Source organism: Pseudomonas sp. GZD-209, assembly GCF_049310485.1.
Taxonomy (GTDB): Bacteria; Pseudomonadota; Gammaproteobacteria; order Pseudomonadales; family Pseudomonadaceae; genus Aquipseudomonas; species Aquipseudomonas sichuanensis.
Genome location: NZ_JBMOWQ010000067.1, coordinates 21,531 through 47,800, shown reverse-complemented (window position 1 = coordinate 47,800; position 26,270 = coordinate 21,531). Strand labels below are relative to the sequence as shown.

General features: G+C 64.8%; 25 protein-coding genes. 14 read left to right on the top strand and 11 right to left on the bottom strand.

Going from position 1 to position 26,270, the window contains the following annotated elements:
- Positions 1–590 precede the first annotated feature (590 nt).
- A complete protein-coding gene (gene rhtA, locus ACO6VM_RS10245) occupies positions 591–1,478 on the top strand; it encodes a threonine/homoserine exporter RhtA (RefSeq protein WP_422403228.1) in 888 nt (295 codons plus the stop codon).
- A gap of 187 nt (positions 1,479–1,665) precedes the next feature.
- A complete protein-coding gene (locus ACO6VM_RS10240) occupies positions 1,666–1,947 on the top strand; it encodes a hypothetical protein (RefSeq protein WP_110994591.1) in 282 nt (93 codons plus the stop codon).
- 41 nt (positions 1,948–1,988) lie between these two features.
- Here the strand turns inward: ACO6VM_RS10240 and ACO6VM_RS10235 are convergent, their stop codons facing one another.
- Positions 1,989–3,791 (bottom strand): aminopeptidase P family protein, encoded by a 1,803-nt coding sequence (locus tag ACO6VM_RS10235; protein ID WP_401056134.1) that lies wholly within the window; start codon positions 3,789–3,791, stop codon positions 1,989–1,991.
- A gap of 195 nt (positions 3,792–3,986) precedes the next feature.
- Here ACO6VM_RS10235 and ACO6VM_RS10230 point away from each other — a divergent pair, with 195 nt between their 5' ends.
- Positions 3,987–5,099: a DUF3182 family protein gene (locus ACO6VM_RS10230; RefSeq protein WP_422403227.1), complete on the top strand. Its 1,113-nt coding sequence runs from the start codon at positions 3,987–3,989 to the stop codon at positions 5,097–5,099.
- Complete coding sequence (locus ACO6VM_RS10225) at positions 5,083–5,853, top strand: alpha/beta hydrolase family protein (RefSeq protein WP_401056138.1); 771 nt, start codon at positions 5,083–5,085, stop codon at positions 5,851–5,853. Before ACO6VM_RS10230 ends, ACO6VM_RS10225 begins: the two co-directional genes overlap by 17 nt.
- On the opposite strand, the gene ACO6VM_RS10220 is transcribed toward ACO6VM_RS10225, so the two are convergent.
- Positions 5,832–6,212 carry an antibiotic biosynthesis monooxygenase gene (locus ACO6VM_RS10220; RefSeq protein WP_401056140.1) on the bottom strand — a complete coding sequence of 127 codons (381 nt, stop codon included), beginning with the start codon at positions 6,210–6,212 and terminating at the stop codon, positions 5,832–5,834. The two genes, ACO6VM_RS10225 and ACO6VM_RS10220, sit on opposite strands and share 22 nt — an antisense overlap.
- Positions 6,213–6,356: 144 nt before the next feature.
- On the bottom strand, positions 6,357–7,334 hold the full coding sequence (locus ACO6VM_RS10215; protein WP_401056142.1) for a GlxA family transcriptional regulator: 978 nt from the start codon (positions 7,332–7,334) through the stop codon (positions 6,357–6,359).
- Positions 7,335–7,416: 82 nt separating this feature from the next.
- On the opposite strand from ACO6VM_RS10215, the gene ACO6VM_RS10210 reads away from it, so the two are divergent.
- Complete coding sequence (locus ACO6VM_RS10210; RefSeq protein ID WP_401056144.1) at positions 7,417–7,965, top strand: cysteine hydrolase family protein; 549 nt, start codon at positions 7,417–7,419, stop codon at positions 7,963–7,965.
- 4 nt (positions 7,966–7,969) lie between these two features.
- Here the strand turns inward: ACO6VM_RS10210 and ACO6VM_RS10205 are convergent, their stop codons facing one another.
- Positions 7,970–8,533, bottom strand: coding sequence for a helix-turn-helix domain-containing protein (locus ACO6VM_RS10205; protein ID WP_401056146.1), 564 nt, complete (start codon positions 8,531–8,533; stop codon positions 7,970–7,972).
- Between the two features lie 84 nt (positions 8,534–8,617).
- Here ACO6VM_RS10205 and ACO6VM_RS10200 point away from each other — a divergent pair, with 84 nt between their 5' ends.
- The 7 genes from ACO6VM_RS10200 to ACO6VM_RS10170 all read left to right on the top strand — a co-directional run bounded on the left by ACO6VM_RS10200 (position 8,618) and on the right by ACO6VM_RS10170 (position 15,769).
- Positions 8,618–9,562, top strand: a complete 945-nt coding sequence (locus ACO6VM_RS10200) for a DMT family transporter (RefSeq protein ID WP_390969794.1) — start codon at positions 8,618–8,620, stop codon at positions 9,560–9,562.
- A gap of 149 nt (positions 9,563–9,711) precedes the next feature.
- Positions 9,712–12,627: a monovalent cation/H+ antiporter subunit A gene (locus ACO6VM_RS10195; RefSeq protein ID WP_347148502.1), complete on the top strand. Its 2,916-nt coding sequence runs from the start codon at positions 9,712–9,714 to the stop codon at positions 12,625–12,627.
- Positions 12,627–12,971 (top strand): Na+/H+ antiporter subunit C, encoded by a 345-nt coding sequence (locus tag ACO6VM_RS10190; protein WP_003250128.1) that lies wholly within the window; start codon positions 12,627–12,629, stop codon positions 12,969–12,971. Before ACO6VM_RS10195 ends, ACO6VM_RS10190 begins: the two co-directional genes overlap by 1 nt.
- Positions 12,968–14,647, top strand: a complete 1,680-nt coding sequence (locus ACO6VM_RS10185; protein ID WP_422403226.1) for a monovalent cation/H+ antiporter subunit D — start codon at positions 12,968–12,970, stop codon at positions 14,645–14,647. The genes ACO6VM_RS10190 and ACO6VM_RS10185 overlap by 4 nt, the downstream gene beginning before the upstream one ends.
- Positions 14,644–15,132 (top strand): Na+/H+ antiporter subunit E, encoded by a 489-nt coding sequence (locus tag ACO6VM_RS10180; protein WP_422403225.1) that lies wholly within the window; start codon positions 14,644–14,646, stop codon positions 15,130–15,132. Before ACO6VM_RS10185 ends, ACO6VM_RS10180 begins: the two co-directional genes overlap by 4 nt.
- A complete protein-coding gene (locus tag ACO6VM_RS10175) occupies positions 15,129–15,407 on the top strand; it encodes a K+/H+ antiporter subunit F (RefSeq protein WP_401056154.1) in 279 nt (92 codons plus the stop codon). Before ACO6VM_RS10180 ends, ACO6VM_RS10175 begins: the two co-directional genes overlap by 4 nt.
- The gene (locus ACO6VM_RS10170; RefSeq protein ID WP_422403224.1) at positions 15,404–15,769 is read left to right on the top strand and encodes a Na+/H+ antiporter subunit G; all 366 of its coding nucleotides are present in this window, start codon (positions 15,404–15,406) and stop codon (positions 15,767–15,769) included. Before ACO6VM_RS10175 ends, ACO6VM_RS10170 begins: the two co-directional genes overlap by 4 nt.
- A 13-nt stretch (positions 15,770–15,782) precedes the next feature.
- On the opposite strand, the gene ACO6VM_RS10165 is transcribed toward ACO6VM_RS10170, so the two are convergent.
- Both ACO6VM_RS10165 and ACO6VM_RS10160 read right to left on the bottom strand, forming a co-directional pair.
- Positions 15,783–15,992, bottom strand: coding sequence for a hypothetical protein (locus ACO6VM_RS10165; RefSeq protein WP_401056156.1), 210 nt, complete (start codon positions 15,990–15,992; stop codon positions 15,783–15,785).
- Positions 15,989–16,459, bottom strand: a complete 471-nt coding sequence (locus ACO6VM_RS10160; protein WP_422403223.1) for a hypothetical protein — start codon at positions 16,457–16,459, stop codon at positions 15,989–15,991. Before ACO6VM_RS10160 ends, ACO6VM_RS10165 begins: the two co-directional genes overlap by 4 nt.
- 314 nt (positions 16,460–16,773) lie before the next feature.
- Between ACO6VM_RS10160 and ACO6VM_RS10155 the strand changes: the two genes are divergently transcribed.
- A complete protein-coding gene (locus tag ACO6VM_RS10155) occupies positions 16,774–16,971 on the top strand; it encodes a hypothetical protein (protein WP_390969785.1) in 198 nt (65 codons plus the stop codon).
- Positions 16,972–16,976: 5 nt separating this feature from the next.
- Here the strand turns inward: ACO6VM_RS10155 and ACO6VM_RS10150 are convergent, their stop codons facing one another.
- From ACO6VM_RS10150 to ACO6VM_RS10140, 3 genes are all read right to left on the bottom strand, one after another.
- On the bottom strand, positions 16,977–17,171 hold the full coding sequence (locus tag ACO6VM_RS10150) for a hypothetical protein (RefSeq protein WP_125464827.1): 195 nt from the start codon (positions 17,169–17,171) through the stop codon (positions 16,977–16,979).
- Positions 17,172–17,286: 115 nt separating this feature from the next.
- Complete coding sequence (locus tag ACO6VM_RS10145) at positions 17,287–18,510, bottom strand: methyl-accepting chemotaxis protein (RefSeq protein WP_422403229.1); 1,224 nt, start codon at positions 18,508–18,510, stop codon at positions 17,287–17,289.
- Positions 18,511–19,012: 502 nt separating this feature from the next.
- Positions 19,013–19,417 (bottom strand): TraR/DksA family transcriptional regulator, encoded by a 405-nt coding sequence (locus tag ACO6VM_RS10140; protein WP_110994572.1) that lies wholly within the window; start codon positions 19,415–19,417, stop codon positions 19,013–19,015.
- Positions 19,418–19,772: 355 nt separating this feature from the next.
- Between ACO6VM_RS10140 and ACO6VM_RS10135 the strand changes: the two genes are divergently transcribed.
- Positions 19,773–24,314 carry a hypothetical protein gene (locus tag ACO6VM_RS10135; protein ID WP_422403222.1) on the top strand — a complete coding sequence of 1,514 codons (4,542 nt, stop codon included), beginning with the start codon at positions 19,773–19,775 and terminating at the stop codon, positions 24,312–24,314.
- A 36-nt stretch (positions 24,315–24,350) separates the two neighbouring features.
- On the opposite strand, the gene ACO6VM_RS10130 is transcribed toward ACO6VM_RS10135, so the two are convergent.
- Together ACO6VM_RS10130 and ACO6VM_RS10125 are read right to left on the bottom strand one after the other, a co-directional pair.
- The gene (locus tag ACO6VM_RS10130) at positions 24,351–25,124 is read right to left on the bottom strand and encodes an enoyl-CoA hydratase (RefSeq protein WP_110994569.1); all 774 of its coding nucleotides are present in this window, start codon (positions 25,122–25,124) and stop codon (positions 24,351–24,353) included.
- A gap of 13 nt (positions 25,125–25,137) precedes the next feature.
- The gene (locus ACO6VM_RS10125; RefSeq protein ID WP_401056164.1) at positions 25,138–26,265 is read right to left on the bottom strand and encodes an acyl-CoA dehydrogenase; all 1,128 of its coding nucleotides are present in this window, start codon (positions 26,263–26,265) and stop codon (positions 25,138–25,140) included.
- Positions 26,266–26,270: the final 5 nt, after the last annotated feature.

Below are 26,270 nucleotides of genomic sequence, written 5' to 3'. Positions count from 1 at the left end.
GCAATCTCAAATGACTATGTGATTTCTCGCATGGCCACTTGTGATGCTGATAATCTTTTTGACTATCAGTCCGTACTCACAAGCACCCACACGAATTGCTTGATTCAATTTGTTAAAGAGCGTTTGGCTAAGAGCTTTTCGTCTCAACCGAGGCGCGCATTCTACGCCTTCCTCATTGGCTGTCAAGCGTTTATTTTGAAGTTCTTTCCGAGAAACTCGTTTAGCTTCAACCGCTTAACTCGCTGCGATCTCTCGTAGCGGGAGGCGAATCATACAGCGTTACAACCTGCTGTCAACCACCTTTTTCACCGCTGCCGATCCTGAGACCGAAACGCTTCCGGAACTTTCGATTCGCTTAACTCGTTGAATTTCAAGGAGTTTTGCGTTCCGTTGTCGCTGGAAGTGGGGCGCATTATAAGGGGATCTGAAACCCCGTCAACCTTTAATTTCAAGAAACTGCAATACAAAGGAAACACCAAAGCCGCAACGCCCGCTGTTCGCACCAGCCATAACCTTCCCTTGCACACCTCACCGCAAATTGCGCACTATATTGCTCAATCCGCCGTGCAACCATGGACCCTCCCCCTATAATGAACACCCCCCAACGCAGCCTGGCCGCCACCCTGTTCCCCATCGGCCTGCTGCTGATCGCCATGGCGTCCATCCAGTCCGGCGCCTCGCTGGCCAAAAGCATGTTCCCTGTCGTAGGCGCACAAGGCACCACCACCCTGCGCCTGATCTTCGCCAGCATCATCATGCTGTTGCTGCTGCGCCCTTGGCGGGCACGGCTGGACGCCAGCACCCTGCGCAGCGTGGTCATCTACGGCATGGCCCTGGGCGGAATGAATTTCCTCTTCTATATGTCGCTGCGCAGCGTGCCCTTGGGGATCGCCGTGGCACTCGAATTCACCGGCCCACTGGCCGTGGCACTATGGGCCTCGCGCCGGGCGCTGGACTTCGTCTGGATCGGCCTGGCGATAGTTGGCCTGCTGCTGCTGATCCCCGTCGGCCAGTCCGGCGCCAGCATCGACCCGTTGGGTGCCGGCTATGCACTGGGGGCAGGCGTATGTTGGGCGCTCTACATTCTATATGGCCAGCGCGCGGGCGCCGAGAACGGCATCCAGACTGCCGCGCTGGGGGTGGTGATCGCCGCGCTGTTCGTCGCCCCCATCGGTATCGTCCATGCCGGCAGTGCATTGCTCACACCAGCATTGCTACCTGTGGCACTGGGCGTCGCGATCCTGTCGACAGCGCTCCCCTATAGCCTGGAGATGGTCGCCCTGACCCGCATGCCCGCACGCACATTCGGCACCCTGATGAGCATTGAACCGGCATTCGGTGCCCTGTCAGGCTTGCTGTTCCTGGGCGAAAAGCTCACCACCTGGCAATGGCTGGCCATCCTCGCCATCATCACCGCATCGGTCGGCGCAACACTGTCGATGAGACGCGAAACAGCGCCCGCCGTGGCAGCCGACTGATTTGAGAAATATTTGCATTTAAAACATGCCTGGCCTTGTACCGCTCCCGCCGGCTGATTAAGCTGTCACAAAATCATAATCAAGACGCTATCTACTTGGCTGCAAAAGGACGCAGGGAAATCTCAGGGAAGACTCGAAGCGCTGACGACGGGCCCAGGCATGTAACCGGGCCCGCATAAGGACAGGAATGAAACGTATTTTTCTCATCCTGGCCATCTTGGCCATTGCTGGATGTGCCGCGACTGCCAAGACAGAGGTGAAGCGGGGGAAGAAGGGCATGCACATCAACTGCTCGGGCCTCTCTTCGTCGTGGGACAAGTGCTACAGCAAAGCCGCAAGCTCCTGTAGCAGCAAAGGCTACAAAGTCATCGCCCGCTCTGGCGACAGCGATGAAGAGCCCGGCGACTATATCTTTGGCATCAACCCCGCCGGCTATACCAGCCGCAGCATGATCGTGATCTGCAAGTAGATATGAAAAGGGCAGCCTCCGGGCTGCCCTTTGCGTTGCTGTCAGATCGGTGCCGTGCGCCGCTCCAGCCACTCCAGCGCATCACCCTGGAGCAGCGGCGATAGCCGTTCCCGCACAGTCTCGTGATAGCGGTCAAGCCAGGCGATATCCTCGCTGCTCAGCCCCTCGCGCAACAGGCAGCGAGTATCGATCGGGCACAAGGTCAAGGTTTCGAACTCGAGGAAATCGCCGAACGCACTGCTGCCAGCCTCGCGATTGACCACCAGGTTCTCGATCCGCACCCCCCACTGCCCCGGTCGATAAGTGCCAGGCTCGATCGAGCTGATCATCCCCGGCTGCATCGCCGTCTGTGGCGTGGCCGCCGCTTGGTAGGCGATCACCTGCGGCCCTTCGTGCACATTCATGAAGTAGCCCACACCATGGCCGGTGCCATGCCCGTAATCGACCTGGTCGGCCCAGATCGGCGCCCGCGCGATGGCGTCGAGCAAAGGCGAAAGAATGCCGCGCGGGAACTTCGCCCGTGACAGCGCGATCATGCCCTTGAGCACCCGCGTGCAATCGGCCTTCTGCTCGTGGTTGGGCTCACCGATGGGCACCATGCGCGTGATGTCGGTGGTGCCACCCAGGTACTGGCCACCGGAATCGATCAACAGCAGGCCATTCCCTTCAACAATCGCATGCGACTGATGAGTGGCATGGTAATGGGGCATTGCCCCATTGGCGTTGTAGGCCGCAATGGTCGAGAAGCTCAAGGATACGAAGCCAGGCCGCCGGGCGCGCGCCTCGCTCAGTTTCTCGTCGATGGTCAGTTCGGTGATCTGCTGCTGCCCCTGATGGGCTTCGAACCAGGCAAAGAACTCGCACAGCGCCGCGCCGTCCTGCTCCATGGCCTTGCGGATGTGAACCAGGTCGCCCTCCCCCTTGCGCGACTTGCTCAAGGTCGTGGGGTTGATGGCTTCAACCAGCCGAACCTCGCTCGCAAGATGGTCCAGCAAGCCACAGGTGACCCGCGCCGGGTCCACCATCAAGCTGCTTTCAGCGGGGATTGCCGCCAGCGCGCTGCGCACCTCGGTGTAATCGCACACTTCGATGTGGTCGGCCTTCAGCACCTGGCTCAGATGGTCATCGACCTTGTCCTTGCCTACGAACAGGTAGGCTTTGTCCTGACCGATCAACGCAAATGAGACAAACACCGGGTTGTAGGAGACATCGCTGCCACGCAGGTTGAACAGCCAGGCAATGTCATCGAGCGTGGCAATAAAATGCCAGTCGGCGCCCTTGTCCTTCAGCGTGCCACGCAACTCGGCAAGCTTTTGCGCACGATTGACCGTGGCGTGCGGCGCCAGGTGCTGATACACCGGATTACCCGGCAAAGGCGGCCGGTCAGTCCAGACCTGCTCAAACAGATCAAGATCGGTACGCAGGCTCACACCGCGGGCCTGCAAGCGCTCGTTCAGTTGACGCGCCGAAGCCAAAGCCATCACCGCGCCGTCCACGGCAACCGTGCCCTGAACATGCTCGCCCAACCACTCAAGCGCCCCCGGCTGCCCGGGCCGCAGCTTCATCAGTTCGATACCGCTACCCGCCAGCTCTTTATCCGCCTGCTCCCAATAACGGCTGTCAGCCCACACCCCGGCGAAGTCCGCCGTCACCACCAGCGTGCCCACCGAACCGTGGAAACCGGACAACCATTGCCGCCCCTGCCAATGGCCCGGCAGGTATTCGGACAAATGCGGGTCGGCGGAAGGTACCAACAGGGCATCGACCCCCTCGCGGGCCATGACCTGACGCACTCGGGCCAGACGCGCCGGTACGGATTCCTGAAGGGGGGACTGACTGTTCATGCGCACTCCTGCGGACACATCTCGACTGATCCAGGCCGTCGATAATGGAACAGGCGGCCACCGCCCGCAATCTTCACGACCGGAACAGGGCCAGGATTGCCCCATGCGCCGTGCAAACCGCCGATCAATCCCGCTGAACTTTGCCCCCCAGATGCCTTCACAGCCCATACATACTTCAGTGCACGCGAGGCCCCCATGCCCTACTCCCGCGAGCCGAAAACCGCTGTCGCACTGCTCGACACCCGCGAGCACACGTCGGACCACGAACACGCCGTCCAACTCAAGCTGGCCGACTGCCTTGCACAGCTAATGAACCTGCCGCGAGCCCAACTCGACCAGCCGCCAACCGCCGATACCCACTACTATTACCTGGCCACCGACACCCTGATCGACCCGGCACGCTACGCACCACTGGGCATCCACAGCGAACGCGACCTGTTCGGCGGTTTGGTCAGCCACCCCTACATGGCCACCAAGGCCATCTCCCATCCCCTGCCCGCCGGGGCAAGCTTCCCGCCGGGCTGGACCAATGCGTTCGCTCAGGATGCCGGCAACGCCCTGCTGCGGGGCTACACAGTCTTCAGCAAGGACGACGCGCGCCGTGCCGCCGCCCTGCTACTTGCCGAAGGCCGAATTCGCATCAAGCCAGTGCTGGCCTGCGCCGGTCGTGGCCAACAGGTCATCAACCGGCTCGAAGCATTGGAAACACTGCTGCAGCCGATGGACGACCAAAAGCTCGCCGTATGGGGCCTGGTGCTGGAAGAAGACCTGAGCGACGTCGAAACCTTCAGCGTCGGCCAGGTTCGTGTCGCTGGGCTCACCCTGAGCTACCACGGCACCCAGCAGCTCACCCACGACCACGCCGGCACCGAGGTGTATGGCGGCTCCGACCTGCACGTGGTGCGCGGCGACTACCAACAACTGCTGCAGTTGCCGCTGGAAGACCATCTGCGGCTGGCCATCAACCAGGCCATGACCTACGAGCAGGCTGCCGAACGCCACTTCCCTGGCTTCATCGCCTCGCGACGCAACTACGACATCGCCCGCGGCAGCGACCCGCACGGCCACCTGCGCAGCGGCGTGCTGGAGCAGTCGTGGCGCCCAGGCGGGGCCAGCAGCGCCGAAATCCTCGCATTGCTGGCCTTTGCCGACGACCCGGCCCTGCAGCAAGTGCGCGCATCAACCCACGAAGTGTTCGGCGAAGCCCTACTTCCGGCCGACGCCACCCTCTTCTATCAGGGGCATGACAGTGAACTGGGACAACTCAGCAAATATGCACGGATCCGCGACCATGACCATCGAAAGTGAAAGCATCGAACTGGCCGTCGAAGGTGAATGCATCGCCGGCACCCTGGTCAGCCCCGGCAGCAAGATGCCGGGCATCCTCTTCGTCCACGGCTGGGGCGGCAGTCAGCAGCGCGACCTGGCGCGGGCCCGACAGATCACCGGGCTGGGTTGCGTGTGCATGACCTTCGACCTGCGCGGCCACGAGAAGACGCAAAGCCAGCGCCTGACCGTCACCCGCGAACAGAACCTCGCCGACCTGCTGGCCGCCTACGACCGCCTCGCCAACCACCCCGCCGTCGACCCCGCGGCCATGGCCGTCATCGGCAGCAGTTATGGCGGTTACCTGGCCACCCTGCTCACCCGCCGCCGCGCGGTTAAATGGTTGGCGCTGAGGGTCCCGGCACTGTACTGGGACGATGAATGGAACAGCCCCAAGCAGGCACTCGACCGTCAACGCCTCAACGCCTATCGCCTGCGCGCCTTGAGCCCGGCCGACAACAGCGCCCTCGCCGCCTGCTCGGAATTCGCCGGCGACGTGCTGCTGGTGGAGTCCGAACAGGACGACTATGTACCGCACAGCACCCTGATGAGCTACCGCTCGGCGTTCGTCAGCGCACACTCGCTGACCCACCGCACCGTCGATGGCGCCGATCACGCGCTATCGAGCGAAGAGAGCCAGAAAGCCTACAGCGCGATGCTGAGCGCCTGGATCAGCGAGATGGTCATCGGCGCACGCCTGGACCGCTACCCACACTACGCGCCCTGGTACGCCTGAGCCTCGCCGACCTGGCAGTGCAGGCCGCCATCCGCGCTCCGCACAAGGCTGCGCAAGGTCTGGTAGGCCGCGAAGTTGACGCCGCGGGCCTGGTGCTGGCGCAACAGCTCGAGGAACGGCTCCTCGACGAAGCAACTGGCGGCCGCCGCCCATGCGTCGCGCGACTGCCATTGCAGGTATTGGAGCACCCGACAGCCGTCATCACTGGCCTGGATGCTGACGCCCTGCAAACCTTCACAGCGCTGCGCCAATTGCTCGCTGCGCACGACCAGGGCCTGGGCCAGCGGCTGCTGATGCCCGGGCGGGACGTCGTACTCGATCATCTGGGTGAACCACAGGGAATGGGCATTGAGCACCATGGACTGTCTCCTTGCTTGGGCCACTAGCAGCCTATTGGCGCGCAGGTTAAAACCTCCAGTTAACTCAAGGTCAAGGACTTTCTCCTTTAAGGCGCCCTCCCCGGAACGGCGTGCCACCGCGCAACCAGCAGGGTCGGCTGATCCTCACTCACTGCCAACCGCAAACCGCCGCCGGTAATCACTGGGGGTCATACCGGTGAGGCGCTGGAACACCTTGCGAAAGGCGCCGGGGTCCTGATAGCCGACGCCCCAGGCGATCTGGTCGACACTGCGCCGGGTGAACTCCAGCAGCCGGCAGGCCCGGCCAACCCGCACTTGCTGGGCATACTCGGTGGGACGCAGGCCGGTGGCGGCACGAAAGCGCCGCAGGAAAGTGCGCGGTTCGAGCCCTGCACAGCGGGCCATGTCGGCCAGGCCGGCGACGCGAGCCTGCTCACCCTGCAACCAATGCTGCACCCGCAGCACCGCCTCGTCGCCATGTTCCAGCCGCGGGGTGAACAGCGCCCCCGGCACAGGCGCCGGTGCCGGCTCCACCGCCAGGTAGCGTGCGGTCTCACGGGCCAGGGTGTGGCCAAGGAAGCGCTCGATCAGGTGCAGCCCCAGGTCGGTCCAGGCCATCAGGCCGGCGGACGTGACGATATCGCCGTCGTCCAGCAGTGGCTGGCTGGTCGCCACGCGCACTTTGGGGAAGCGCTCGCTCAGGGCCTGGGCGTAGTTCCAGTGGGTGCAGGCCGAACGTCCGTCGAGCAGGCCGCTGCCCGCTATCAGGAATACCCCGATGCACACCGAGGCCAGCACAGTCCCTTGGCCATGCAAGTCGCAGAGTGCGGGGCGATGAGCGGCCAGCAGCTCGCCGGAGGGCGTTGCAGCCAGGCTGGGGGGAATCAACATCGCCCGCGGCGCATGCCCGGCCTGCGGCAGGCTGTCGTGAATGACCTGCAGTTGCCCAGCGGCATCGAGCTGCCAGTGGCTGACACGCAGCAGCGGCAACTGGTGCTCACCCAGTTCGGCCGCCACCCGGTTGGCCACCGTGAACAGGTCGGTCAAACCATGCACCGCCGCACTCTGTGCACCCGGGTACAGCAGCACGCCAATTTCCAGGCTGTCAGTTTTTGCCGTCATTGTGTCGCTCGCGCCAATCCTCGATCCGATCGTTCAAGCCTATAACTATCAGCAGTTCATCACTACTGCCGCAGGAGGCACCATGAACAAGCAGGCACTGATCATCATCGACATCCAGAATGACTACTTCCCTGGCGGCAAATGGACCCTCGACGGCGCCGAGGCTGCCGCCGACAACGCCGCCCGGCTGCTCGACGCTGCGCGTAAACGGGGCGACCTGGTGGTCCATGTGCGTCACGAGTTCGAGAGCAGCGACGCCCCCTTCTTCACCCCAGGCTCGGCCGGCGCACGGATTCACCACAAGGTCGAACCTGCCAACAACGAGGCCGTGGTGCTCAAGCACAAGGTCAACAGCTTCCGCGACACCAACCTGAAGGCGCTGCTCGACCAACACGATGTCAAGGCGCTGACCATCGCAGGCAGCATGAGCCACATGTGTGTCGATGCCGCCACCCGGGCGGCCGCAGACTACGGCTATGACGTCACCGTGGCCCATGACGCCTGCGCCACCCTGCCACTGGCCTTCGACGGCAAGCAGGTGCCAGCCGCCGAAGTGCACGCCTCGGCGATGGCCGCACTGGCCTTCGCCTACGCCAAGGTGGTCAGCACCGACGAACTGCTCAAGGGTTGACCGCTCAGATCACCACATTGCGCACGAAGCGCACGGCCATCTGGCCATCATTGCGATAGGCATAGCGGCAATTGCTGGGGAACACATGGAACTGGCCGGTCATCAGGTGGTGCTCGACGCCTTCGATGACCAGCGTCAGTTGCCCTTCGGCGACGTAGATCTGTTCGCTCCAACCCGCCGCGTCGGCCTCGCTGGCGTAGCACTCGCCGGGCGCCAGGGTCCACTCCCACAGCTCTGCCTCGCGCCGGGCCGGGCTGCTACCCAGCAGCACCGCCCGGCTACCGGGGTGTTCACCGGCCCAGGCCAACTCGTCGATGCGGCTCGGGTCGCGTTGGTCGGGCGCCTGGATCAGCGTGCTGAAAGCCACACCCAACGCCTCGGCAATCAGGTCGAGGGTGGTCAGGCTGACATTTTTCTCGCCCGCCTCGATGGCCACCAGCATTCGCCGGCTGACCCCGGAACGCTCGGCCAGGGCCGCCTGGCTGAGGCTGGCGTCGCCACGCAGGCGGCGAACATTCTGGCTGACATGCTGCAACACCGAGGCACGGTGTTCGGTTTCTTTGTGCACTATATTGCTCACTAGCAGGGGTTGCGCAGTATACTGCCCACTTTGCGGCGGATTGTGCGCCGCCCCTGCCGAGCACGCAAGCCCATGAGCCAAGCCACCCACAGCAAGCCCGCCGTCACCTTCCGCCTGAGCAAGGCCGAGCTGGTGCTGGTATTCATCACCATGCTCTGGGGTGGCACCTTCCTGATCGTGCACACGGTCATGAGCGTCAGCGGGCCGATGTTCTTCGTCGGCCTACGCTTCGCCGCCGCCGCGTTGTTCGTCGGCCTGGTGTCGGCGCGTTCGCTGCCCGGGCTGACCTTCACCGAACTCAAGGCCGGCATGCTCATCGGCGTGTCGATCATGCTCGGCTACGGTTTGCAGACCATGGGCCTGCAGACCATCAGCAGCAGCCAGTCGGCGTTCATCACCGCGCTGTACGTGCCCTTCGTGCCACTGCTGCAATGGCTGGTACTGGGGCGCCGCCCTGGGCTGATGCCAAGCCTGGGCATCTGCCTGGCCTTCGCCGGCCTGATGCTGCTGGCCGGCCCCGAAGGCGGCAGCTTGCACTTCAGCGAAGGTGAGCTGGTGACGCTGGTCAGCGCCGTGGCGATTGCCGGCGAGATCATCCTGATCAGCCGTTATGCCGGCAAGGTCGATGTGCGCCGGGTCACCGTGGTGCAACTGGCCACTGCCTCGGCGCTGGCGTTCCTGATGATAGTGCCGACCCAGGAGCCGCTCCCCGACTTCTCCTGGTTGCTGCTGGTCAGCGCCGTAGGCCTGGGTGCCATGAGCGCGGTGATCCAGGTGGCGATGAACTGGGCGCAGCAGTCGGTTTCGCCCACCCGCGCCACCTTGATCTATGCCGGCGAGCCGGTGTGGGCCGGCGTTGTCGGGCGCATTGCCGGCGAGCGCCTGCCGGGGGTAGCCCTGATCGGCGGGCTGCTGATCGTGCTGGCGGTGGTGGTGAGCGAGCTGAAGATCCGTCGCAGCGACGAGGCCGCCGCATTGCAGGACGAAGACGAGCGTCAACGTGAAGCCGGGCTGTGAGGCGGCCAACACCCGCTATGCTTTGTAAAAAACTGTTATAAAAAAACAGCTTGTCACAGCACATTTGTAGGATCCTGCAACCGCTTGCGTGTTGGTGATACACCCCCCGGCACGTATGATCCTTGGCAAACTTCTCAGAACAGAACGCTATGTCATTGATTGTGCTATTGCTTCTGCCCTTCGTCGGCAGTTGCCTGGCGGCTGTCCTGCCGCACAACGCACGCAACGCAGAGTCCATTCTCGCCGGGCTCGTGGCCCTGGTCGGCACCGTCCAGGTGGCGTTGCTGTACCCCCAGATCGCCGACGGCGGCGTCATTCGCGAAGAGCTGTTGTGGCTGCCCAGCCTGGGCATGAACCTGGTGCTGCGCATGGACGGCTTCGCCTGGCTGTTCAGCCTGCTGGTGCTGGGCATCGGCACCCTGGTGTCGCTCTATGCGCGCTACTACATGTCGCCCCAGGACCCGGTGCCGCGCTTCTTCGCCTTCTTCCTGGCGTTCATGGGCGCCATGCTCGGCCTGGTGATTTCCGGCAACCTGATCCAGCTGGTGTTCTTCTGGGAGCTCACCAGCCTGTTCTCCTTCCTGCTGATCGGCTACTGGCACCACCGCGCCGACGCCCGCCGCGGCGCCTACATGGCGTTGATGGTCACCGGCGCCGGCGGCTTGTGCCTGCTGGTCGGGGCCCTGCTGCTCGGCCATGTGGTCGGCAGCTACGACCTGGACAAGGTCCTGGCTGCCGGCGACACCATCCGCCAGCATGCGCTGTACCCGGTGCTGCTGCCCCTGATCCTGATCGGCGCCCTGAGCAAGAGCGCGCAATTCCCCTTCCAGTTCTGGCTGCCCCACGCCATGGCGGCGCCCACCCCGGTCTCGGCTTATCTGCACTCGGCGACCATGGTCAAGGCCGGGGTGTTCCTGCTGGCCCGGCTATGGCCGGTGCTGTCGGGCAGCGAGGAATGGTTCTGGATCGTCGGCGGCGCCGGCGCCGCCACCCTGTTGCTCGGCGCCTTCGCCGCGATGTTCCAGAACGACCTCAAGGGCCTGCTGGCCTACTCGACCATCAGCCACCTGGGCCTGATCACCCTGCTGCTGGGCCTGAACAGCCCGCTGGCCGCCGTGGCCGCGGTGTTCCACATTCTCAACCACGCCACCTTCAAAGCCTCGCTGTTCATGGCCGCCGGGATCATCGACCACGAAAGCGGCACCCGTGACATCCGCCGCTTGAGCGGCCTGTTCCGCCTGGTGCCGTTCACCGCCACCCTGGCCATGGTCGCCAGCGCCTCGATGGCCGGCGTGCCGTTGATGAACGGCTTCCTGTCCAAGGAAATGTTCTTCGCCGAGACCGTGTTCATCAGTTCCACCGCCTGGGTCGAGGCCGCCCTGCCGGTGATCGCCACCCTGGCCGGCACCTTCAGCGTGGCCTATGCGCTGCGCTTCACCGTCGACGTGTTCTTCGGGCCTAAGGCAGAGGACTTGCCGCACACGCCCCACGAGCCACCGCGCTGGATGCGCGCACCGGTCGAGCTGCTGGTGCTCACCTGCCTGGTGGTCGGCATCTTCCCGGCGCAATCGGTCGGCCCGCTGCTGGCCGCCGCCGCCCTGCCCGTGGTCGGCGGCACCCTGCCGGAATACAGCCTGGCCGTCTGGCACGGCTGGAACGCACCGCTGATGATGAGCCTGATCGCCATGTGCGGCGGCATCCTCCTCTACCTGCTGCTGCGCAAGCAGCTGCAACGCGGCCGCTTCGCCAACCCACCGCTGATCGGCCGTTTCAACGGCAAGCGCCTGTTCGAGCAGGGCCTGGTGCACCTGATGTTGCTGGCCCGGCACATCGAACGGTTGCTGACCACCCGCCGCCTGCAGACACAACTGTTCATGCTGGTGCTGGCGGCCTTCATCGCCGGCCTCATGCCCTTGCTGTACAACGGCCTGAGCTGGGGCGACCGGCCGAAAATCCCCGGTTCAGGGGTGTTCGTCGCGCTGTGGCTGATCGCCATCGCCTGCGCCATCGGCGCCGCCTACCAAGCCAAGTACCACCGCCTCGCGGCGCTTATCATGGTCAGCGTCTGCGGCCTGATGACCTGCATCACCTTCGTCTGGTTCTCCGCCCCTGACCTTGCACTCACCCAACTGGCGGTCGAGGTGGTGACCACCGTCCTGCTGCTGCTCGGCCTGCGCTGGCTGCCCCGGCGTATCGAAGGCGTATCGCCACTGCCCGGCAGCCAGGACCGCGCACGCTTGCGCCGCCTGCGCGACCTGGTGCTGGCGGTGCTGGTCGGTGGCGGCATGGCGCTGCTGTCGTACGCCATGCTCACCCGCCCCACGCCCAACGACATCTCCTCGTTCTACCTCAGCCGGGCCCTGCCGCAAGGCGGTGGCACCAATGTGGTCAACGTGATGCTGGTGGACTTCCGCGGCTTCGACACCCTCGGCGAGGTCACCGTGCTGGTGGCCGTGGCGCTCACCGTGTTCGCCCTGCTGCGCCGCTTCCGCCCGCCCAAGGAGAGCATGCAGCTGCCTGCCCAGCAGCGCCAGCTGGCGCCGGACGTGGTCACCGACCTGGTCAACCCGCGCCACGCCACCGACACCGCGCTGGGCTTCATGATGGTGCCGGCCGCCCTGGTGCGCCTGCTGCTGCCGATCGCCCTGCTGGTGTCGATGTACCTGTTCATGCGTGGCCACAACCAGCCGGGTGGCGGTTTCGTCGCCGGCCTGGTCATGTCCGTGGCGTTCATCCTGCAGTACATGGTCGCCGGCACCCAGTGGGTCGAGGCGCAGATGAGCCTGCGTCCGCTGCGCTGGATGGGCACCGGCCTGCTGTGCGCCACCCTCACCGGGGCTGGCGCCATCGGCCTGGGCTACCCGTTCCTGACCACCCACACCGCCCACCTGCACCTGCCGCTGCTGGGTGACGTGCACGTGGCCAGCGCGTTGTTCTTCGACATCGGCGTATTCACCGTGGTGGTCGGCTCGACACTGCTGATCCTCACCGCGCTGGCGCACCAGTCGGTGCGTGCCTATCGCCCGGGCAATCCCGGCAAAACCAGCCAAGCAGGAGCCGCCTGATGGAAGAAGTCATTGCAGTCGCCATCGGCGTGCTGGCCGCCTCGGGGGTGTGGTTGATCCTGCGCCCGCGTACCTACCAGGTGATCATGGGCCTCTGCCTGCTGTCCTACGGGGTCAACCTGTTCATCTTCAGCATGGGCAGCCTGTTCATCGGCAAAGAGCCGATCATCAAGGACGGCGTCACCCAGGACCTGCTGCACTACACCGACCCGCTGCCCCAGGCGCTGGTGCTCACCGCCATCGTCATCAGCTTCGCCATGACCGCACTGTTCCTGGTGGTACTGCTGGCCTCGCGTGGCCTGACCGGCACCGACCATGTGGACGGTCGGGAGCGTGACGAATGAGTGGGATGAGCCAACTGATCATCGCGCCGATCCTGCTGCCGCTGGTGACCGCGGCGCTGATGCTGCTGATCGGCGAGAAACACCGCTGGCTGAAAGCGCGACTGAACCTGCTGTCGACCTTCACTGGCCTTGCCATCGCCGTCAGCCTGCTGATGTGGGTGCGCACCCAGGGCCAGGCCGAGTCCATCGGCGTGTACCTGCCGGGCAACTGGCCAGCGCCGTTCGGCATCGCCCTGGTGGTGGACCACCTGTCGGCGCTGCTGCTGGTATTGACCGGTATCGTCGGCAGCTGCGCGCTGTTGTTCGCCCGGGCCCGCTGGGACAGCGCCGGGGCCAGCTTCCACGCCCTGTTCCAGATCCAGCTGATGGGCCTGTACGGCGCCTTCCTCACCGCCGATCTGTTCAACCTGTTCGTGTTCTTCGAGGTGCTGCTGGCAGCCTCCTACGGCCTGCTGCTGCATGGCTCGGGGCGTGCGCGGGTGCGGGCCGGGCTGCATTACATCGCCATCAACCTGTTCGCCTCGTCGCTGTTCCTGGTCGGCGCCGCCATGCTTTATGGCGTCACCGGCACCCTGAACATGGCCGACCTGGCGCTCAAGGTGCCGCTGGTGCCGGAGGCTGATCGCGGCCTGCTGCATGCGGGCGCTGCCATTCTCGCCATTGCCTTCCTGGCCAAGGCCGGGATCTGGCCGTTGAACTTCTGGCTGGTACCGGCCTACTCCTCGGCCAGCGCCCCCGTGGCGGCGCTGTTCGCGATCATGACCAAGGTCGGGCTGTATGCCGTGCTGCGCCTGTGGAGCCTGCTGTTCTCCGGGCAGGCCGGCGCCTCGGCGAACTTCGGCGGCGAGTGGCTGGTGTATGGCGGCCTGACGACGCTGGCAGTCGCCGCAGCGTCCATCCTTGCCGCCCAGCGCCTGGAGCGGCTGGCGGCGCTGAGCATCCTGGTGTCGGCCGGCACACTGATGGCCGCCATCGGCTTCGGCCAACCGGTACTGACCGGCGCCGCGCTGTTCTACCTGGTCAGCTCCACCCTGGCACTGTGCACGCTGTTCCTGCTGGCCGAACTGGTCGAGCGTTCGCGTTCGGCCAACGAGGCGCCGCTGGACGATGAGGAAGATGCGATGCCATCGCCCCTGGAGTCGCTGCACCCGCCCAAGGGCATCAACCTGGACGACGAGCAGAAGGCGGTGATCGGCCAGATCATCCCCTGGACCATGGCCTTCCTTGGCCTGTGCTTCATCGCCTGCGCCCTGCTGATCATCGGCATGCCGCCACTGTCGGGGTTCATCGGCAAACTCAACCTGATCAGCGCGCTGTTCAACCCGCAAGGGCTGGGAGTCGCACCGGGGCAACCGTTGGGCACCGCAGGCTGGACGCTGGTCACCCTGCTGATTCTGTCCGGCATGGCCTCGCTGATCGCCTTTGGCCGGGTCGGCATCCAGCGTTTCTGGAAGCCCGAGGAGCGCCAGTCACCCTTGCTGCGCCGCTATGAATGCCTGCCCATCGTCATACTGCTGGGCCTGAGCATTTTCCTCAGCCTCAAGGCCGAACCGCTGCTGCGCTACACCCAGGACACCGCAGCCAGCCTGCAGGCACCCGACGCCTACATCCAGGCCGTCATGGCCACCCGGCCAGTGCCTGGCCCGACCACCCTGAATGCGCAGGTGCAGCCATGAACCGCCTGTTCCCCGCGCCGCTGCTGTCGCTTTCGCTGTTCGTCCTGTGGCTGCTGCTGAACCTGTCGATCAGCCCGGGCAACCTGCTGCTGGGCGCCGCGCTGGGCATCCTCGCGCCAATCCTGATGGCGCCCCTGCGCCCGCAGCATGCCCACATCCGCCGGCCGCTGGTGGTCGCCCGGCTGATCGGCCGGGTGGGCATCGATGTGATCGTCTCCAACCTGCAGGTGGCCCGTGGCGTGCTGCGTGCCGGCAGCACCCCGCCACGCTCGGCCTTCGTCCACATCCCGCTGGCGCTGCGCGATGCCCATGGCCTGGCGGCGCTGTCGATGATCACCACGGTGGTGCCGGGCACGGTCTGGTCGGAACTGGCCCTGGACCGCAGCGTGCTGCTGCTGCACGTGTTCGACCTGGACGACGAAGCGGCGTTCATCGAGCACTTCAAGCACACCTACGAACGCCCGCTGATGGAGATTTTCGAATGAGCGGCCTGCTTGCCTACGCCGTCCTCGCCAGCCTGTTCATCTTTGCCTTGGCCATGGGCCTGGCACTGATCCGGCTGTTCCGCGGCCCTTCCGCCCAGGATCGGGTGCTGGCGCTGGACTACCTGTACATCCTGGCCATGCTGATGATGTTGGTGCTGGGCATCCGCTACGCCAGCGACACCTACTTCGAAGGCGCCCTGCTGATCGCCCTGTTCGGTTTCGTCGGCTCGTTCGCCCTGGCCAAATTCCTGCTGCGAGGCGAGGTGATCGAATGAGCGAATCCCTGGTATTGCCGTTCTGGCTGGAGCTGACGGTTTCGGCGCTGCTGCTTGTCGGCAGCCTGTTCGCCCTGATCGGCGCGATCGGCCTGGTGCGGCTGAAAGATTACTTCCAGCGCATGCACCCGCCCGCGCTGGCCTCGACCATCGGTGCCTGGTGCGTGGCACTGGCGTCGATCCTGTACTTCTCGCAGCTCAAGCAAAGCCCGGTGCTGCATGCCTGGCTGATCCCGATCCTGCTGTCGATCACCGTGCCGGTCACCACCCTGCTGCTGGCCCGGGCGGCGCTGTTTCGCAAGCGCACCTCGGGCGAGGATGTTCCGGAAGAGGTCAGCAGCGGGCGCGACCGGGGCAACTGAAAATGTGGCGGGCTCAGCCGCCCGCCAGGCGCTGCAGTTCACGCCGCACCATCGCCGCATAGGGCGGTGGGCTGAGCTGGTAGAGCTCGCTGGCTACCCAGGCCAGCCAGGCGCCCTGCAGCGCTTCACGGCGCGCCAGCAATTGCTCGGCCTGGGCAATGGCCTGGGCCTGGTGACGGCGGTGGAAGTCGGCACGCGAACCCGGCGCCGCCAGCTCACTCATTCGCTGGCCTTGAAGGTGGTCAGCTCGCCCTTGCGCCATTTGGCGACCTTGCCGGTCACTGCCTTGAGCAGCTTGCCCAGGCCTTCCTGTACTTGTTGTTCTGCGGCGAACACCAACATCACACCCTGCCCCTCGCGAAACACGATGCCCTCGCCCTCGGGCACGCGGACAAAGGCATAGTCGCCTTGCCCGTAGACATTCAACTTGATCTCGCGAAAACGCAGTTCCAGCTTTCCGCCTTCACGGCTGGGCAGCACCGCCGCGCGGAAGTGGTCGCCCACTTTCAGCTCCAGGCGCTGTTTGTCGTCGACCACCAAGGCACCCTCGGGGTCAATCTCGGCCATGTACAGGCCTTCAGGGTTTTGCTCGGTAACGTAGATGAACCGCCCGTTGAACAGCTTGACCAGCTGCGCGCGCAAATCGCCCAGGGCAAACAACGCATGGGTATCCAGAGTACTGACTGCCAATGAAGAGCTCCTCACATCAATTACTACAGGCCATCACCCGGCCGCGGTGTCGCGCCAGGTGCCAGCCTTTTCAAGTCAACGTCCACAGGACTTCGCAACCACGCCACCGAACATCCACGCGAGACGGACCGAGCGATAACCAGGAAATACTTCACTCGACTATCGTTCGGGCGCGCGGGGTAAGCTTTGGCGTGATTCCATAAAGGGAACCGTAATGTCCGGCATCAAAACTGCCAGAACAGATGCGACAGCCAGCGACAGGCCCCTCAAAGAAACAGGCCTGGCCTTCGGTCGCGCATTACAGGAGAACGAATATGCCCGAAAACACTGAAATCCGTCGAGAGGCGCAACACATTTCCTTCAAGTTCGCCCCTCCAAACCAAGCGCGCTTCATCGTCGTGCCTGCTGGTGTCGCATTCTTTCATATCACCGAAAGCACCACAGGCAGGGTCAGGGGCTTTCGCCAACGCCACCAGGACGCCTGCGAGCTGGCCCGCCAGCTGGAAGGTTGACGCCCTCAGGCCACCTCGCCCCGCGCCAATTGCGCCAACCAGGCGGCCTGGCACTCCAGCGCTTCGCCACGGCTGGCAAAGGCGGTGCCACGCCGTTCGCCATTGACCAGCACCACCCAGCACGCCCGCTTGCCCAACGCCTGCAAAGAAGCTGGAACACCTGTGCCGATCATCACTGCCACATCGACTTGGCTATTCATCATTCCCTCCGGAATTTAATTAGCAACCTAACGATGTGGCCATGATACGTGCTGCTCGCTTCAGGAAAAAGCCCATCCAGGTAGAGCTGTGTTGCGCCTGAGGCAACAAATCGGCTCAATCAAGCCCGGGTTCGGGGCGGTAGCCCAGGCGCAGGCCACCCCAGTGGCGCCCCTTGACGTAGATCGGCACCGACAGGTCATGCATCAGCTCACCGGTATCGCGGGTGTAGGTCTGCAGCAATACCCGCTGCTGATGGCTGCCGCAGCGGATGCCGGTGCGGTCGTCGAAGGTACGCTTGCTGCGGTTATGCGCCGTATCCTGTACCGGGTCGCCGGTCAGTGGCCGATTGAAGGCGTTGTTGTGGGTCGGCACATAGCCCTGCTGGGTACAGGCTATGGCATAGACCAACCCCTCATGCTGCAGCAGCGGCTCCTGGATCTGCGGCAACACCGTGTCGGTGTAGTGGTCGAAACGCGTGGTGAAACGTGGCGGCTGCATGCCGGCAATCGGCCGGTACTGGCGGTCGAACAAATCTTCCAGCGCCACCCGCCCCTGCTCGATATCGGCCTCGAAACGTTCGGCAATATGCCGTGCCCCACCTTGCGCCAACTCGAACACCCGTTGGTGATAGGCGTCCAGCCCGACCTCGGCCAGGCGCTCGCTGAGGTGCTCGACCTGCCCTTCCATCTGCACCGCGGCCTGGGCCAGGCGCCGTGTTTGCTGGTCGCTCACCGCCAGGTCGCTGCGCACCTGCGCCACCGCCTGGAACAGGGTGTCAAGCTGGGTACGATTGGTCTGGGTGCCAGCAGCAATTGCGCCGACCTGCCCTTCAACGCTGGCGGCCAGGCAGGCGATCTGCGCCAGTTGCCCACCGGTCTGCTCCACCTGCGACACGCCACTGCCCAGGTCATCGGCCAACGCGCGGATCTGCGTGACCACCTGGGCGGTGCGTTCCTGGATATCGGCCACCATCTGCCCCACTTCCTGGGTGGCGGTGGCGGTACGCCCGGCCAGGCCGCGCACTTCATCGGCGACCACGGCGAAACCGCGACCGTGCTCACCCGCCCGCGCCGCCTCGATGGCGGCGTTGAGCGCCAACAGGTTGGTCTGGCTGGCGATGGCCTGAATCACCAGGGTCACCCGGGCAATGTCCTCGCTGCGCAGGTGCAGCGCCTCGATCAGCTCACGGCTGGCGGTGGCGCGCTGGCTAAGGTCGTGCATGCACTGGATCGACTCGGCCAACACCGCACTGCCGGCGACACTGCTGCCATGGGCCGAGCGTGCGGCCTCCAGGGCCTGATGGCTGAGCTGGGCACTGGCCTGTTCAGTGGCGATCATGATCTCGGCGCTGCCAACGATCTCCTCGGCGGCGCCCAGCTGCGACTGCACCCGCGCAGCCAGCTGCTGCACCGAGTAAGCCACCGCCGCCGCTGACAGCGCATTGTGGCTGGTGCCCCGGGCCAGTTGCGCAATCAGGTCATTGTCCTGCGCAGCAGCCTCCACCGGCGTCGTTACCGGTGCGCGGCGCAGATGAGGTAGCCACAGCACCAGCAGGGCCGACGGCAGGGCCAGGTACAGCGCCAGCCCGGCGTAAGCCTGGGCCGTCAGCAACGCGCACAGCACGCCGCCCTGTAGCAAGGCGATGGCAACAGCCAGCCGAGTTCCTTCTCGCATCATCTTCGTGGTCCGTCCGCGTGTCGTTATTGTGACGCCATTAAACGCCACCATAACGCCACTATCCATAGTCCCTTGGATGTATGACGATCACGCTTGATGCAAGGCAAGAAAACACAAAGGCCCCAGGGATCGCTCCATGGGGCCTTGCGCAGTGCGCCGAGTGTCAGATCTGCCGCTGGTGGCGATCGAGCTGCTCGTGACGCTCCTGGGCTTCGATGCAGTACTTGGTGGTCGGGCTGATCAGCAGGCGCTTGAGGCCGATTGGCTCGCCGCTGTCGTCGCACCAGCCGAAGCTGTCGTCACCGATACGGTCCAGGGCCATCTCCAGCTGCGGCAGCAGGCGCTGATCGCGGTCGATGGCGTTGACCAGCCAAGTGCGCTCTTCCTCGACCGAGGCCACGTCAGCCGGATCCGACGGGGTATCCAGGCCTTCGATGGCAGTGCGGTTGAGTTCGATGCGCTCATGCGTCTCGACTTTCATCGCTTGCAGCAGCTTGGTAAAGAACACCAGTTGGTCGGCATTCATGTAGTCATCGGCCGACATGGCCAGCAACTGTTCCTTGGTCATCGATTTCTCTATGAAAAAATGTGCATTTGGGCGATTCGAGTGCCGCCGATGATGGTTCATCGGCAGCGGAATTCTTCAAGCGCCAACCGGCACTCTTTTACAGGGGGCGGAAGTCTAAGGTGCCAAGCGGCAAGGGGCAACAGAAATGACGGCAGATTTGACCGAAATACCGAGGAATCCGCCCATTGGTGCCGCTTTAGCCCTCACCGGCGCGCCTGCCAAGCGCCAGTGGGCAATATGCCGCAACACATCTCCCCACGGCCAGGCCCTGCTGCAGGCGCAGGTGGCAGTTAGCTAACGCCGACGATTGCCCGCAGTCCCGTTTGATGACGCCTTTCATCAACGGAGCCTGACCATGGACCTGCATCAACGCCTCATCGCCCTCAGTAAGCTGGACTGCGCGGTCGCCCGGCGCTTCCAGGATCGTCCCGTGCTGAGCGAGGTGGCGGCCCGACTGCTGGCCGAGCAGTGGCGACAACGCCGCCTTGGCGACACGCACGACCCGCTGAGCCTCTACCTGATCAGCCGCCCTCCACGGGGTGCCCGCGCCTGGATACGCCCACTCTCGACACTGTTGATCGAGCGTTTCTGTCGCCGCGCCACCCTCAACCTCACCGAGGGCGAGGACTTCATCAGCACACACGCCGAAAACAACCCGGACTGGGCCGTGGCGATCGACCTGCACGCGGTCGAGTTGCTGATCAACGACTGCGGGCAGTTCATGCTCGATCGTTATCGGGAAGAATTGCTGGCTTACTGGAGCCGATTCGACATCACCGGCCAGACCCCTTGGCAGTGGTACACCGAACATCTTCGCCAACAGTTCATCAACGCACTGGACACCGGCAAACGAGACAGTCGCCTGCAACCACAGGTGATCGACCTCGCCAACCGCCTGCTGGTAACGCCCGAAACGGCAGCTAAAAACACCGCTTCGCCCTCGGTCAGCCAGCTGTCCAGCGACCTGTCCGCCAGCGGCAAGATCGACCGCGACCTGGGCAGCGCCTTGCTGATAGAGCACACCAGCGATACCGCAGGCACGCCGGCCACGCTGCTGTTCACCCTGGTCGGCAAGCTGCTGGTCTTTCCATCCCGTCAGGTAATGGTCGATGTCCTCGGGCGCCTGTGGCCGGCCACGCCCATCCCGGCCCCCCATGTCCTGCACATCCTGCCGCTGCCCGAGGAGCCATTCGCGGCACAGGCCCTGGGCGTGCTGCGCCAGCAACTCGACGTGGTGCGCACCATCGCGGGCAACTATCACGCCCAAGGCCTGGCGCTGGCCCTGGGCCGGGACCTGGACCGTCTGACCTCGATGGTGGAACTGTGCAACCGCACCGAGCGCACGCAGCGCCAGCGCCTGAGCGAACAACTTCCCGACTGGCTGCGTAACGCGCCCTACACCGCCCAGGCGCTCTATGCCCGCAGGCTGGTGGACGTTGCACAGAGCTACGAAGATGCCGATGGCCAGTTCTGGCTCGATGGCATCCTCAGCGCAGAGGCGTTCGCCAATCAGCGACTTCGTGCCCGGCTGGCCGTCGACCATCCTGGCGCAACCCTGGCGCCGGAAGATGTGCTGGTGCTGAATCACCAGGTCACCACTTCCAGCGCCGCCGTCGGCGACACGGCGTTCACCAGTGGCGAGATCCACACCGTCACATTCAGCCTCGCCGAGCTGGCCATCGGCAACCTCGTACTGCTCAAGCCCGGCAAGGTGGCGCTGGCCTCGTCCACTGGCCAGCCGCTGCCCGCATGGTTGAACGAAGGCTATGTGAAGACCCTGGTCAGCGAGCTGGACATCGCCTCCTCCTACCCACGCCTGCTACGCACCAAACTGCTCGATGACACAGAACAGAGGCACGCACGCGAACGGCTGCTTGACGCCCAACTGCGCAGCCAGCTACCCGCGCTGGCCATGGAGCTGCACCTGCGCGGCGAGGGCATCAGCGAAGCCAGCGCGCTGCGCATCGCGCAGATTTTCACCCGTACCCCTGACGATCGGACGCACTGGGTGATGCGTCCGTTGGGGCTGCTCAAGCGAGCGGATGCCGAACCCGATCACCCGCTCAACACCTGGCTGATCGAAGCGGCCAGCCCCACAAGTGGCGCCTGCCTGCTGTATCGCCCGCAGCACGAGCAGCCCTTGCTGGAGTACGACGACCGCCTGGCCCTGCTGGTCGCCATCGGCACACCCGGCGCGCTGCAGGACGATCTGCTGCAGCGCCTGCCTGCGCCGGACCGCAAGGTCTACGCCCACGGCGGATTCCAGGAACCCCATCTGTTCTACCCGCTGGACGACAGCTTCGCCGTCCCCTTCGGCACACCCGCCCCGGTGACGCTCAGCACCGAGCCCGCTGTCGACGACATCGGCAAGGCCATCTACCAGGCCAGCATCGAGGAAACCATCCAGCACTTCCAGGCACACGCCGTGACCACCCACGAAGCCACCTGGAGAAGCCGGATAACCTTCGGCTGGTTGCTGTTCAACAGCGTGCTGCCGTTCGCCGGACGCCTGGCTGGCAGGCTTGCCTGGCTGGCCCAGATGGAGACCGCCCTGGCTCAGGTCGTCGACACCGACGACAGCCTCTCGCCGGCCGAGCACCGCATCGCCTGGGTCAACCTGTTGCTCAACCTTGCCCTGTTGCTGCTGTCGGGTTCGCCGGCACAGCTGCAACTGGAGGAAGGCGCAGAGGACCACCTTGCGCCCCCAACGTTGCCCTCCCCCCAGGCCCCTGCCCTCGCGCAGGTAGAAACCACGGCCCCTGACAGCGTGCTCGACTTCAGTTGGGCGCAGCCGGCCGGCAAGCTCAGCCAGGCGCAACGTCAGGCACTCCATGCCCTGTCTTCCCGAACGCTGCCGCAAAGCCTTGGCGAGCCTGTTCCCCACGGCGCCTTGGCCGGGCTGCACCTGCTTGACGACCACCTCTACGTATTGCTCGACGGCAAGGCCTATCGCGTTCTGCTGGACGAACACGCCGGCCAGCCCAGGATCGTCGGCGATTCGCCGGAGCAACTCGCCGGCCCCTGGCTGCGACGTGACGAAGCCGGCCGCTGGGGCATCGACCTGCGCCTGCGGCTGCTGGGCGGCATGCCCACGACCTCGCGCATTGCCCGGCTGCGCGAGGCGAACAGACAGGCATTGGTCGAACTCGACCGCACCCTTGCGCAAGATGTCGAGCAAGGGCTGGAACAGTTGCGGCGCATGCGCATCGACGCGTCGAGCTTCGCAGACGACATGCCCGAGCCCGACCTGCGCAAGCACCTGCACACCTGCCAGGCCGCCTCGCTGCACTGGAAAGCCCATCTGGAACGCCTCAACCAGCGCAACACGCTGGAGGTACGCGACGGTTTCAAGGTGCAGCGTGCCAACGCACTCACCCAGCGCGCCTTCAGCGAACAGATGATCAACGCCACACTGCATCAGTTGTATGCGCCCAAGTACGCGCAGCTCATGCGCTTCATCAGTCAAAACGAAACCCGCATAAGCCCTGCGGACCTGGTCATCTACAGCCGACGCTTGGCCGAAATTTCGCCCCTGCTCGACGAGCTGGTGAGCAACGCCGATGCGATGCACGACATTCATGCCCAGTTGAAGAAACTGACCAACCGTGGCCAGGACCACATCCAGGCAATGTTCGACAGCCTCGAGCCCGGATGGCCCAGCGCCGAGAGCCCGATCACCTGCCGCTACATGCGCCTGGGAAACCACTTCAGCCGGCTGTTCGCCTTCCACCCGCTCAAATCCAGCGAGCCCAGGAACGGCGGTTTCTGGCTCAAGCTGGCCCACGACAACATCGGCCTGGTCATTGCCCAGCGGCGCCAACTGGCGGCGCTGGCCAAACCGAGCGACGAACTGGCCACACGCCTGTTAAAAAGCGCCAATGAGTGGCTTGCCCAGGCAGACCGGCAACTGGGCAACTTCAAGACACTGTCGACGGACACAGCGTCGAGGGCCTTGCTGGCCCCTATCGAACAGGACCTGGCGTACCTCCAGGCGACGGTCAGCAGCGAACTGGCCGAGTACCCGAACTACCCACCCACCACGACACTCTCGCGCTTGCGCGAGCAGACACCCGGGCTGATCGAGACCGAGGAACACGGGGTGCTGCTGGGCGTACCGCGGGCGGGCGATGAGGCGACCGTCGACATCGAGGCGCCGGGGCCGGAGGGCCGCACACGCACCTACCGGCAGGACCACGGCGATTGGGTCGAAGTCCTGCCAGCCCCCGTTGCACGAGCGAAAGCCAACGACAGCCTGAAGCGCCTGCTCAAGGGCAGCCAGGCACTCATGGACAACGCCCGGGCAACCCTCCATCGCCTGCAGGGCAGCCCCAGCGAGCGCTACCTGCCCGTGGAGATCCAAGACGAACTCATGCTGCACGGGCAACGGTTGACGGAGCGTGCCGACGCCATCGAACGAAGGCTGACTGCCGACAACGCCAGTGACGAGGCCAGCGGCGGCCAGGATGCAGCGCGGGTCGGCAAAGCGCTGAGTGACCTGGCCATGCTCCTGGAGAGCCAGGCCAAGGCCTTGCGCATCCAGGCTGCGCTAAGCCAGAAGCCGCGCATGGGTGAACTGCAGTACCTCATCGACAATCATGAAGTGACCGTGCATGCCCTGGGGGCTCGCGCGCGGCTGGCGAAGGTCAAGGGGCGGCCCGCCGACTACCTGGACGAATACGTCATTCGCCACCAGGGCCGCGACCTGTGGTACGCACACTTCCACTACCCCGCGCAGGAAACCGCCAAACCCCAGTTCCTCGCCGGCCACCTGAAAACAGCCGACCAACGCCATCTCAGGGGCCAGACGGTCATGGACGTCGCCACGGGTCGGCCGATCGAGGTCTACCGTTCGCCCATCACCCTGGCCGCGGCGACCCGATTCTTCTTCAGCCTCTGATGCGACGGGCGCCGGCAGCGGCGCCCGTTCCCCTCCTCAGCGATCCTTGAACTGCGCCTCGCGCTTGGCGATGAACGCCGCCATGCCTTCCTTCTGGTCCTCGGTGGCGAACGCCGCATGGAACACCCGGCGCTCGAAACGCACGCCCTCGCTCAGGGTCACTTCGAAGGCGCGGTTGACGCTCTCCTTGACCATCATGCTCACCGGGATCGACTTGCTGGCAATGGTCGCGGCCACCTTCAGCGCCTCCTCCAGCAACTCGGCCTGCGGCACGATGCGCGCCACAAGGCCAGCCCGTTCGGCTTCCTCGGCCCCCATCAGGCGGCCGGTCAGGCACAGTTCCATGGCCTTGGCCTTGCCCACCGCGCGGGTCAGGCGCTGGGTGCCGCCCATGCCCGGCAGCACGCCGAGGTTGACTTCCGGCTGACCGAACTTGGCGTTGTCGGCGGCCAGGATGAAATCGCACATCATCGCCAGCTCGCAGCCACCGCCCAGGGCGAAGCCGGACACCGCGGCGATGATTGGCTTGCGCCGGTTGGCGACGCGGTCGGCGTCGCTGAACAGGTCTTCGACGTAGATCTGCGGGTACTTCAGGTCGGCCATTTCCTTGATGTCGGCGCCGGCGGCGAAGGCCTTGGCGGAGCCGGTGAGCACCACGCAGCCGATGTTCGGGTCACGCTCGAGCTGGTCCAGGGCCTGGTTGATCTCGCCGACGATCTGCGCGTTCAGGGCGTTGAGCGCCTGCGGACGGTTGAGGGTGATCAGGCCGACCTTGCCGTGGATGTCCAACAGGATGGTTTCGAATGCCATGCAGACTGCTCCTTCAAAGATTGCGCGCAATGACCATGCGCTGAATGTCGCTGGTGCCTTCGTAGATCTGGCAAACCCGCACATCGCGGTAGATGCGCTCCAGCGGGAAGTCGCTCAGATAGCCATAACCACCGAGCGTCTGCAAGGCATCCGAACAGACCTTTTCGGCCATTTCCGAGGCGAAAAGCTTGGCCATCGAAGCTTCCACCAGCGCCGGGCGCCCAGCATCGCGCAAGGCCGCGGCATGCAGCACCATCTGCCGGGCCACGGCGATCTTGGTGGCCATGTCGGCCAGGCGGAAGGCCACGGCCTGGTGCTCGATCAGCGCCTTACCGAAGCTCTGGCGTTCGTTGGCGTAGTCGCGGGCCACCTCGAAGGCGGCGCGGGCCATGCCCACCGCCTGCGAGGCGATGCCGATGCGCCCGCCTTCGAGGTTGGCCAGGGCGATCTTGTAGCCCTGCCCTTCTTCGCCCAGGCGGTTGGCCACCGGCACCCGCACATTGTCGAAGACGATCTGGCAGGTATCGGAGGCGTGCTGGCCGAGTTTGTCCTCGACCCTCGCCACCTGGTAGCCGGGGGCGTCGGTGGGCACGATGAAGGCGCTGATGCCACGCTTGCCGGCATCAGGGTCGGTGACGGCGAAGACGATCACCACCCCGGCGTTCTGCCCGGAGGTGATGAACTGCTTGCTGCCGTTGAGCACGTAGTGGTCACCGTCCAGGCGCGCGCGGGCCTTCAGGCTGCTGGCGTCGGAGCCGGCCTGGGGTTCGGTCAGGGCAAACGCGCCCAGCATCGCACCCGTGGCCAGCGGCGTGAGGAACTGCTGCTTTTGCGCCTCGTTGCCGAACTTGAGGATCGGCACGCAACCCACCGAGTTGTGCACGCTCATGATGGTCGAGCAGGCACCATCACCCGCAGCGATTTCTTCCAGGGCCATGGCGTAGGCCACATAGCCCGTGTCGCTGCCACCGTACTGCTCCGGCACCAGCATGCCGAACAGGCCAAGTTCGGCCATTTCCTCGATGGCCTCCTTGGGGAAGCGGTGCTCTTTGTCCCATTGCTCGGCGAACGGCTTCAACCGCTCCTGGGCGAAAGCCCGCACGGCGTCGGCGATCTGTTGTTGCTCGTCAGTTACCAACATGGTTC